Here is a 10,788-nt window from a genome sequence, read left to right as displayed (position 1 = left end):
GTCCCCTTCGTCTAGAGGCCTAGGACACCGCCCTTTCACGGCGGTAACAGGGGTTCGAATCCCCTAGGGGATACCACCTTCTTTTTTCTAAAAGAACATAAACCACTTAAATGTGGTTTTTTTGTGCCTAAAATTAGGCGAGTTGGTAGCGTGTTAAAAAAGCTCCAATGACGAATATGAGTAAATTTCCCAAAAGAACTCATCGCTAATATCTCATCGATATCTGTAACCTAATTCAAACAGCTCTTATCCATCATATATCCTATTACGGATATACTCGATCACACCAATTACAGCAACCAAGCGAAAACACTATAAAATCCTCCAATTGATAACTTCAAATCCGCCTTAGAGAGCTTTCAAACTAGAACGATTCAAACCAATACTAAGCACTGCCTACTCACAACCTGCTATTCAATTCATCAATTAGTGACTTTATTAAATTCATTAACTAAATCGCTATTCAACTCTGTGCTTATAAAGTCTTATTTAACTGTAAATTTGAGACAAAAAAAGAAGCCATTAAGGCTTCTTCTATAAACAATGACGAAATTATTTTCCCAAGAGGACTGACATTATACAGCAGCTTTACTTAGGCTTTGATAATGCGACAACCTGAATATAGCCAGCGACAGTAATACCAATAAGCCAACTGAACCCACAACAACACCTTGCCATTCAGCTTGAACCCAAAACATCATCAAGTAAGGCCCTCCAAGAGCTGCGCCGAGATAATAACTACAAAGGTATAGTGATGTTGCTTTAGCCCTGTGAGAGGACGCCCTGATGGCCACAAATGAGTTACAACAGCTATGGGTTAAAAAGAATCCACTTGCTGTTAATAAAAAGCCTATAACGATAGCAAATAAATTATCAACTAAGCTCAGTAAAGTACCCAAGAACATCACAACTAATGCGCCGCGATATAAAAATTCCACCCCAAATTTAACCACCCACTTTGCAGATAAGTACGAAGTAAAAGTGCCACTGAGATAGCATAAGAAAATTAATGTCGCACCGAAACGACTAAACCCATACGGCTCAGCCATGAGGTGTAATTGAATAAAACTAAACTGGTTTACCATCATCATAAACGCTATGCCACCAATGACATACACTAAGCGCATTTGATGATCCGTTAAGTGATAAACAAAGCCGCCAATATCTTGTTTTATCTTCAAAAAGGTACTTTGCTTATCTAATTGTGGGGCATTTTTTTGCTCACATCGAGGTAATAGGTAAGTCACCAAGGCGATACCCGTTAAGGTCACCAAAAAATTCACCATCATTGCTGACTGCCAATCAAAGTATTGTGACAATAACCCACCCATCAGGCGTCCGCCAATACCACCAAGACTATTGGACATAATGTAAATACCTGCAGCTTTTAGCATAAAGCTCGCTGGCAGTTGCTCTTTAAAATAAGCCATCGCAATGGCTGGTACAGCAGCTAACAAAACCCCTTGCAGTAACCTCACCATCAACAAAGAGTCAAAGTCTTGTACAAAAATCAGTAAGATATTAGAGGCTGCGAGTAACCACATACTCACCATGATCGGCATTAACCGCCCGACTCTATCGGAAATAACCGCATACATCAGTAATGAAAATGCCAGTGAAAAACTGGTAAAAGATAGAATCAATGTAGCTCTAGCACCTGAAACCTCAAAGTGTTCAGCAATGGATGGCAACATCCCCTGCATGGCATATAAGTTTATATAAACCACGACAGATGCTAAGCACAAAGCCCAAATTAAGCGTATTTCAGATTTTGGCCGACAGGTTTTAGTCCTTGTAGATGCAGACAATTCAGGCACAACTTAAGCCTTAAATAAAAATTGATGAAGAATTTGATTATTACCCGAAAACCAACATAAGCAATGGCGGAAATATTAAGATGTGACTTATGCCCTAAAATGATTCTTAGGGCATTATATTTATAGGTTGAGTGAGTTAAACCTAACGAAAACTAATGAGGGACTTTTTTCATCACAACTTCAGTGGTGAATTTGTCGTTGTGGATGACTTGAAACTTTTCATAGGTTTGAAAAATTACCTGCTCATTGTAGGTAATCATTGCCACCACCCCATAATCCACCGCATCATCAATACCTTCAGCAGGTAAAGTAAACTTAAACGGCACTGGAGCTCTGGCAATATCGAAGGTCTTTTGTGAAATGATTGAACCTGGGGTATTAAAGTCAATAATGGCAATATTGATTTTACAGCCTTGAGGCAAGGCTATTTTTTCTAAGTAGCCCGCATAGCCATTAATAACCACTGGCGGCTCAGGTTGAACGGTGACACAAGCACTTAGCATTAATGTTAATAACGAAAATATCGCCATTTTAAATGAAAATTTCATAAATTATCCTTTTGTCATTCTAAGTAGGCCTTCTTGGGTTGCTGATGCAACTAAACGGCCTTGTTGATCAAAAAACTGCCCCTTTACAAAACCGCGACCACCGCTAGCATTGCTGCTTTCAACACTGTAAAGCAACCAATCAGAAAAGTTAAACGGTCTATGGAACCACATCGCATGATCAATAGTCGCCATCCTAACGCCAGGCGTTAAAAATGAAACCCCATGAGGCTGAGCTGCGGTGACTAAAAAATTAAAATCAGAGGCATAAGCCAATAAATATTCTTGTACATTATGATCCGTTGGGATTTTACCACTGGCACGCATCCAGATATATCGTTTGGGCTCAGTGGAATCAGGCGCGATGGGGTGCGAAGGGTTAACTAAACGCATCTCAATCGGTGAGTCAGTCATAAACTTTTCAAGTATTCTTGCTGGGATCTTATCTCGCATACTCACAGCAAGTTCTTGCTGATTAAGTATGCCTTCAGGCCCGGGGACATTAGGCATTTCAGCTTGATGTTCAAAGCCTTCCTCTGGAGCTTGAAAAGAACAGGTCATATAAAAAATTGGCCTACCCTTCTGAATCGCTTTTACGCGTCTTGCACTGAAGCTGCCGCCATCACGCATATTTTCAACATCATAGACAATCGGTAACTTTTCATCACCGGCTCGTAAAAAGTAAGAATGTAAAGAGTGCACATGGCGATCTTCACTGACGGTTTGCTTAGCAGCGCTCAGCGCTTGCCCCATCACCTGGCCACCAAAAACATGACCAAAACCCAAGTCTTGGCTTTGACCGCGAAACAGCCCTAATTCAATTCGCTCTAGAGACAACAAAGACAAAAGGTCATTTAATACTTGGCTCATAATATTCCTAGCAGTTTATTTACTTATCACTAATATCATAGGTTAACTTAATAACCTTGGTTACTGGAAAATTTAATCGTAAATTGAGTCGCATATAAAATTAAATCTACCTAGAAGAAAAAATAGCATAACTTTTTCATCATTTGCGAGATCATAACCCCGTACAAAATCTCAAAAAATTGCTATGCTATTAGTCCATTCTAATTTAAATCAACACCCTGAAGCCTTAATTATATGCAATCTTGGATTTTAGCTATTAGACCACGTACTTTACCGGCTGCGATTGGTCCATTATTAATTGGTAATATTTTAGCACTACATTTAGAACTTTTTAGTTTTACAATTGCTTGTATCTCGATGCTGTGTGCTATTTTATTGCAAATAGCCGTAAACCTAGCCAACGATTATTTTGACTACAAAAACGGTATTGATACCGATGAGCGTGTTGGTCCAGTTCGAGTTACCCAAAGTGGCATGATATCTCCCAACAGTGTTCGAAATGCGATGATTTTGTGTCTTATTCTCGCACTTATCGTCGGCTCAGCACTGATTTTACACGGTGGTTGGCCTATCGCTATTTTAGCTGTAGCCTCATTATTAGGTGCCGTCTGTTACAGTGGCGGCCCGTATCCATTAGCTTCTCACGGTTTAGGTGAAATCGCCGCATTTGTTTTTTTTGGACTAGTGGCCGTAGTAGGTAGTTATTACTTACAGGCTGGGGAAACCAGTATCAGCGCTTGGTTACTTGGCAGCGCCATTGGTATGTTCAATGCCGCGATTATGCTCGTCAATAATACCCGTGATATCCAAACTGATACCAAAGCTGGCAAAAACACCTTAGCGGTTCGTATCGGCCAAGCTCAGGCAAGAGTGCTTTATCAAGCCTTAGTGTATTTACCCTTTGGGCTCATCATTGGCGGTTTTCTGATGGGCTACCTTGCTGGTTTACCGGTTTTACTCGCCGGGCTTTCCATCGTTTATGCCCGTCAGTTAAGTGGAGAGTTCAGTAACACCAGTGGTGAAGCACTCAATCCAATTCTAGGCAGAACCGCAAAACTCACAATGATTTTTAGCTTGTTATTTAGCATAGGTTTAGTGTTTAGTTTGCCGCAATAATAAAATATCACCAATAAAAAGGGCTTCTACTATTTAGTAGAAGCCCTTTTTTAATCTATTGATTTACAATAAGTCTTAAACTGCTTTTGCAATTTAAACTTTAGATAAGGTGCGCGCTTTAGCACTCCAATCTAAATGATACTTTTCACCCGCTGGCTTGTCAGTGCGTTCAAACGTATGAGCACCAAAGAAATCGCGCTGACCTTGAAGTAAGTTAGCAGGCAAAGTTTCACATCGGTAACTATCATAATAAGCAATTGCCGAGCTAATACATGGCGCTGGCGTGCCTTGCATCACTGATGCGGCAACCGTTTTACGCCAATTCATATGTTTAGCCGATAAGCTAGCACTGAAGGTATCAGCCATTAATAAGTTCGACAGCTCAGCATTATCTTGGTAAGCCTTGGTAATTTCTTGCAAGAAAGTGGCTCGAATAATACAGCCTGCACGCCAAATTTTGGCTATTTCAGCAAAATCTAAAGTCCAGTTTTGCTCTTTCGCGGCCATTGCCATTAGCTGGAACCCTTGTGCATAGCAGCACACTTTGGCGCAATATAGTGCATCTTCTAAGTTAGCAATAAATGCTGCTTTTTCTGCATCAGAAAGGGTTACAACCGCAGGGCCAGCAAGTTTGCTGTTAAGCTGTACTCGTAAATCTTTTTGAGTACTTACCGCGCGGGCATAAACAGCTTCGGCAATCGTAGGCGCAGGGCAACCAATTTGTAAACTGCTTACCGCAGTCCAAAGGCCTGTGCCTTTTTGACCTGCTTTATCAAGGATCATCTCAACAAGGGGTTTACCCGTTAACGGATCATCTTGCTGCAATACTTCTGCACTTATCCCCATCAGATAGCTATTCAAGCTGCCATTATTCCAGCCATTGAAAATATCACCAATTTCATGGGCACTTAAGCCTAATCCGTCATGAAGCAATTGAAATGCTTCGCAAATTAACTGCATGTCCGCATATTCAATGCCGTTATGTACCATTTTCACATAGTGACCAGAACCGGCAGGACCTATGTATGTTGTACAAGGCTCGCCTTCAACAACTGGGTTACCAGGCTCAAAACGTTCAATGGGTAAACCTGTAGCAGGATCGACTTTAGCTGCTATGGCATTCCAGACAGGTGCTACATACTGCCATGCAGCTTTATCGCCACTAGGCATTAAAGAAGGGCCAAATCGAGCGCCAACTTCACCGCCAGAGACTGCAGAGCTAAAGAAAACAAACTGACCTTTATAACGTGCTTCACGTTCTACAGTATCAGTCCATAAACTATTACCGGTATCAACGACAATGTCATCTGACTCAATGCCCGCTTCAATTAATGATTTACACACTCCATCAACAGGTCCACCAGCAGGAACTGACAGCACAATAACACGTGGCTTAGTTAGAGATGACAGCATTTCGGTAAGATTATTACAAGCCAGCATTCGGGGGGCTGAATTGACTTTTCTTTCCGCTTGTTCTTGATTAATGGCAGCATTAACTTTGACAGTATCTAAATCAAAAGCAGCAACCTGGTAGCCATTATCAACGATGTTTAACGCGAGATTCTTGCCCATAACACCAAGGCCAATAACGCCGATGTCTGAACTGAATGGTAGGGTATTCATTTATTATTTTCCAAAGGTCGCAGAGATTAATCGCGTATAGCGAATCCATTTGGACGGTGATTATACTGATTTGTGTAACTAAATTACAGTCATAATACGTGCATACACTTTTGCCAAAAGCGGCATATTAGATCACCAACAAGACTCTGAAAAAAATTATTCATATAAGACAACACCTTAATCTAGATTTTTAACTTTAGATAAGGAAGTGATGCTTTGTTTATCCGAGTAAAAGTTATTTTGCATTTCCTTTTACTGGCATTAAAAACACATATCAATCATTAAACCTGTTCACTTAACCAGCAATCCTAAATTGTATAGGTAAAGTGTACTTTCTCTAAATCCACCTGTTTTAAGCAATTAAGCTAATGATTTAAAATTAGATTTTACCCCTCTGCCAATTAACACTTCTTGAATAAATTCCATTAAAAAATGTGATTAGGTTAATAAATACTACAATTAACCTGCAACCTATACCCCGAAATTGGTATATTCAAAAAATTCACATCAGCTACGGAAACTAATCAATGATTAACGCGACCACTCAAGACAAGCTTCAGCATCTTGATTACATGACATTATTAGTATTTTTAAGGCTATATGAATTTAAAAGTGGCAAGCTCACTGCTGAAGCTTTTAATGTTCCTCAATCAAAGATAAGCCGCTGTTTATCACGCTTGCGAGATGCATTTGATGACCCCTTATTTGTCAAAAAAGTAGCCGGTCTTGAAATTAGCGATAAAGCACAACGGCTCTACCCCATCATTAAAAAAATCGAGATAAACCACCTCGACTTAGCCCAAGAAATTGATAAAAGTAATGACAAACTTGATAACAAAGTTGTTATCCATGCTCCATCGGGCTTCACCAATGGCCTACTAAGAAATCTCTATCAATGTAGTTGCATGAGCGCCTGTGTGAAATCAGCGGTACTGCAAGACAATGGTCCCAATGATGAAGAAATGCTGCTAAATAGCCAATGTGATGTGGTGATAAGTTGCCAAGCATCTAGCCATGTAGGGATTCAAAATCAGAAAATATGTGAAGTGCGAGATACCTTCATTGTCGCAAGAGATGATCACCCAATTTGGAATGAGATATACAAACCTATTCTTGATAGAGTGCTGAACTACCCGGTTATTTTGACCGAAGTGTTACACTTTAATAGTGACATTGAAGCCACACCACTGAAACAGTTTGCCGATAGCCGTAAACGCGAGCTCGACGTTGCAGCCAAAACTAATAATCTTAATGAAATTAGTGACTTCCTCATTGGCACTGATGCCATCACGTTAGTGGTATCACAAGGCGCAGTTGATCACTTAACTCAAAATGAAGCAATTAGGGCGCAAATGATACCGAAAACAGAGCGCGCCGAACTGATGCGTAATAAGCCTAATATGAACCTGTATATGCAAACCCGAAAATCAGAGCGCAAGTTAACTGATTGCGTTAAACATAAAATTGCACAACTGGTTACTCAGGGCGCCAATGGCAGCGATGAAGCCTGTCTATTTGAAAAATAAACACCAGCGACATAAACGCCGAGCAATGCTCACAACATTTAGGTGAGCAAACAATGCAAAGGCTATTACTGAGTTCAATAAATAATTTGATGCCGTTGCATCAAAAATAATAACCACAAGGTTTTTCAGTAAACTTATTCATAAAAAGCAGACTATTTGATTAAAAATAGTCTGCTTTTTTGTATCTATCCTTAAGGCCTTATCAGCTTGTTACTTCACTTAATCTCTGTAATGTTAATACTGCCTTTGCCATAGGCTGGGTGGCCTTTTTGCTGCTCTTCAGGTAATCGATTAATGCAATAATTGATATAGAAAATATTAAATACCACGGTGAAAAACTTGTTCATTTTGAAATCAATTCCAAAATTCACATGGGCATAGTCTTGTAATGCAGAACGGGCCCTAAATGACCAAAACACGTACAAGAAGAAAGCGCCAAAAAGTAACAAACTACCTACTCCACTCAATAACCCCATTGCACTGTGTGACAGCACACCACCAAAGCCAAAGCAAACCGCGATAGCGATAATAAAGTCGTCATCAGCGGTGCGAATTGATGTAATTGCATCCATTTTGGGATACTTAGCAAATAACCAAATTATCGGGTAAATACCACCAGTAAAAATGGTTAACCAAAATAGTCTGCTGGTTTTAGTATTAATCTTTTCTGGCAGTTCTTTAATGTTGTTCATAAAACTTGATCAAACCTTTGTCATATTTACTGGTTAACAGTCATCTTTCTCAATTTCAGCCACGAGTAACTGAATTCGAGAATACATCTAGTTTAACGATAGATAGAATACCCTTGCCGATTATAAAATAAAAAACATCTCAGTTTGATTAAATAACACTATAAATCAGCACTTAACTCTCAGTTTAGACCAAATTTAGTCCTTAATATCTTTATATTCGATAAAAAGGCGTTATCCATAAAAAAACGAGCCATCAGGCTCGTTTGTTAACATGACACACAAACTAAACCGTGAGTTCCTTGGCCAACGCATCAGCATAGCCCATCTTAGTTAATGCCGTGCGAATAATATCTAGCGTCATCGGATCTTCAATAGTGGCAGGCATAGTATATTCGTTATTGTCAGCAATCTTACGCATGGTGGCGCGCAAGATTTTACCCGAGCGGGTTTTAGGCAGTTTTTGCACCGCGCTGACTAATCGAAAAGACGCCACTGGGCCAATTTCATGTCTCACCAATGCTAGTAACTCTTGATATAAAACTTCATCAGATAACTCGACGCCATTTTTAAGTACCACTAGCCCTAACGGTACCTGACCTTTGAGTTTATCTTGCACCCCAATAACCGCCGCTTCTGCAACCGCTGAATGTTGGCACAATACCTCTTCAAAGCGCCCAGTAGATAATCGGTGCCCAGCAACATTAATAATGTCATCTATGCGGCTCATAATATACAGGTAGCCATCTTCATCAATATAGCCCGCATCGCCCGTTAAATAATAACCTTGATACATAGATAAATAGCTCTCCACATAGCGTTTATCGTTGTTCCATAAGGTGGTTAAGTTACCCGGTGGCAACGGCAGTTTAATCACCACATTACCACTTTCATTGGCGCTAACTTGCTCGCCCATGGCATCGAGTACTTCGACCTGATAACCGGGTACTGGTCTTGCGGGCGATCCCGCTTTAATCTCGATAGGATCTATCCCCATCAAATTCGCCGCAACTGGCCAACCGGTTTCAGTTTGCCACCAGTGATCGATAACAGGTTTGGCCAATTTATCTTGGGCCCAATTGAGCGTGTCGGGATCGCAGCGTTCACCCGCAAGAAATACTTGCCCTAAACACGATAAATCAACACCTTTAACTAATGCTCCGTCAGGATCTTCGCGTTTAATGGCTCGAATGGCCGTCGGCGCGGTAAAAAAGCTTTTTACATTATATTGTTCGATGATCCGCCAAAAAGCCCCCGCATCGGGGGTACCAATGGGCTTACCTTCATACATCAATGTTGTTGCGCCAACTAATAATGGCCCGTAAACAATATAAGAATGACCCACAACCCAGCCCACATCTGATGCAGCCCAAAACACATCGCCAGCGCCGATATTATATATGTGCTTCATAGACCAGATTAGCGCCACCCCATGGCCACCATTATCTCTCACCACGCCTTTGGGTTGGCCTGTTGTACCTGAGGTATAAAGCACATACAGCGGATGGGTCGCTTCAACGGCGACGCAATCCACTGACGATGCATGGCTCACAGCACTTTGCCAGTCAACGTCCCTTGGGCTTTGTAAGTCTGCAGTATATTGAGGTCGATTGAGAATAACGCAATGGTCAACTTGGTGAGACGCTTGAGCTAAGGCATCATCTAATAGCGGTTTGTACTTCACCACGCCTGACGGCTCAATACCACAAGATGCCGATAAAATAAGTTTCGGTTTAGCATCATTAATCCGGGTGGCTAATTCATTGGCTGCAAAGCCGCCAAACACCACAGAGTGAATGGCGCCTATGCGGGCACAGGCCAGCATGGCATAGGCGGTTTCTGGCACCATCGGCATATAAATGACCACTCTATCGCCCTTTTCAATGCCAATGGATTGCATGTAACCGGCTAACCGGCTCACTTGGGATAGTAATTCTTGATAACTAATACTGTACTGATTTTGGGTTACAGGACTTATGTATTCAATGGCAATGCGATCACCGTGGCCAGCTAACACATGACGGTCAACAGCGTTATAGCAGGTATTCATTTCGCCACCAGCAAACCATTGATAAAATGGCGCATTAGCCTCATCTAACACACTATCAAACAGCTTATCCCAGGTAATGGCCTTGGCAGCCTTTCCCCAAAACCCTTGTTTATCCTGTAAAGAATCTTGATGCATTTCAATCCCTAAACCAGCCATAAGCTACTCCCCACTGAACGATTGACCTTTCACGCTAAGTCATACCTTTAAATAACTTACCGTGAGTAATATTGAATTAACTTCATTATGGCGTGGTTAAAAAAGTTTCCCCATTAGACCAAGGGATATAGAAATCTCAGCAATAACACTTAAATAAAAACTTCAGTGTTATGATGCTAACTTAATGATAATTATAAGTTAGCATTAAAAATCACCATTAATTATTAACCTAATTAATGGCGTCTTTGCTACAATATTGAATTCACTATTCTGTCACTGCGCCATTCTTGCGCGCGGTAATCCCTAGGCCTTGGCAAGCTGTATTTACATTGTTTTTTAACAAAAACAGCCTTGGCAACTGGCGACAAACTTTACCTTTACGTAAACTTCATATAT

At 40.8% G+C, this 10,788-nt stretch carries 8 protein-coding genes and 1 tRNA gene; 3 read left to right on the top strand and 6 right to left on the bottom strand.

Annotated features, from left to right (window positions below):
• A tRNA-Glu gene (locus tag Q4546_RS16880) sits at nt 1–76 on the top strand.
• A gap of 499 nt (nt 77–575) precedes the next feature.
• Here the strand turns inward: Q4546_RS16880 and Q4546_RS16875 are convergent.
• The 3 genes from Q4546_RS16875 to tesB form a co-directional block, all read right to left on the bottom strand.
• Nucleotides 576–1,808: an MFS transporter gene (locus Q4546_RS16875; RefSeq protein WP_303446668.1), complete on the bottom strand. Its 1,233-nt coding sequence runs from the start codon at nt 1,806–1,808 to the stop codon at nt 576–578.
• Between the two features lie 161 nt (nt 1,809–1,969).
• A complete protein-coding gene (locus Q4546_RS16870; RefSeq protein WP_076540422.1) occupies nt 1,970–2,365 on the bottom strand; it encodes a YbaY family lipoprotein in 396 nt (131 codons plus the stop codon).
• Nucleotides 2,366–2,368: 3 nt separating this feature from the next.
• Nucleotides 2,369–3,232 (bottom strand): acyl-CoA thioesterase II, encoded by an 864-nt coding sequence (gene tesB / locus Q4546_RS16865; protein WP_102477013.1) that lies wholly within the window; start codon nt 3,230–3,232, stop codon nt 2,369–2,371.
• Between the two features lie 234 nt (nt 3,233–3,466).
• Here tesB and Q4546_RS16860 point away from each other — a divergent pair, with 234 nt between their 5' ends.
• Nucleotides 3,467–4,348, top strand: coding sequence for a 1,4-dihydroxy-2-naphthoate polyprenyltransferase (locus Q4546_RS16860; protein ID WP_102439476.1), 882 nt, complete (start codon nt 3,467–3,469; stop codon nt 4,346–4,348).
• A gap of 93 nt (nt 4,349–4,441) precedes the next feature.
• Here Q4546_RS16860 and gndA read toward each other — a convergent pair whose 3' ends face one another.
• On the bottom strand, nt 4,442–5,971 hold the full coding sequence (gndA, locus tag Q4546_RS16855; protein ID WP_303446666.1) for an NADP-dependent phosphogluconate dehydrogenase: 1,530 nt from the start codon (nt 5,969–5,971) through the stop codon (nt 4,442–4,444).
• 527 nt (nt 5,972–6,498) lie between these two features.
• Here gndA and Q4546_RS16850 point away from each other — a divergent pair.
• Nucleotides 6,499–7,497, top strand: coding sequence for a LysR family transcriptional regulator (locus tag Q4546_RS16850; protein WP_303446664.1), 999 nt, complete (start codon nt 6,499–6,501; stop codon nt 7,495–7,497).
• Nucleotides 7,498–7,712: 215 nt separating this feature from the next.
• On the opposite strand, the gene Q4546_RS16845 is transcribed toward Q4546_RS16850, so the two are convergent.
• On the bottom strand, nt 7,713–8,189 hold the full coding sequence (locus tag Q4546_RS16845; RefSeq protein ID WP_102477010.1) for a hypothetical protein: 477 nt from the start codon (nt 8,187–8,189) through the stop codon (nt 7,713–7,715).
• A gap of 283 nt (nt 8,190–8,472) precedes the next feature.
• Nucleotides 8,473–10,392: a propionyl-CoA synthetase gene (locus tag Q4546_RS16840; RefSeq protein WP_102436308.1), complete on the bottom strand. Its 1,920-nt coding sequence runs from the start codon at nt 10,390–10,392 to the stop codon at nt 8,473–8,475.
• Nucleotides 10,393–10,788 lie beyond the last annotated feature (396 nt).

Origin of the sequence: Shewanella sp. 4_MG-2023 (genome assembly GCF_030548015.1) — a bacterium.
Lineage (GTDB): Bacteria > Pseudomonadota > Gammaproteobacteria > Enterobacterales > Shewanellaceae > Shewanella.
Note: the sequence above shows the minus strand (reverse complement) of the source record. Positions and strands in the feature narration are given on the sequence as shown.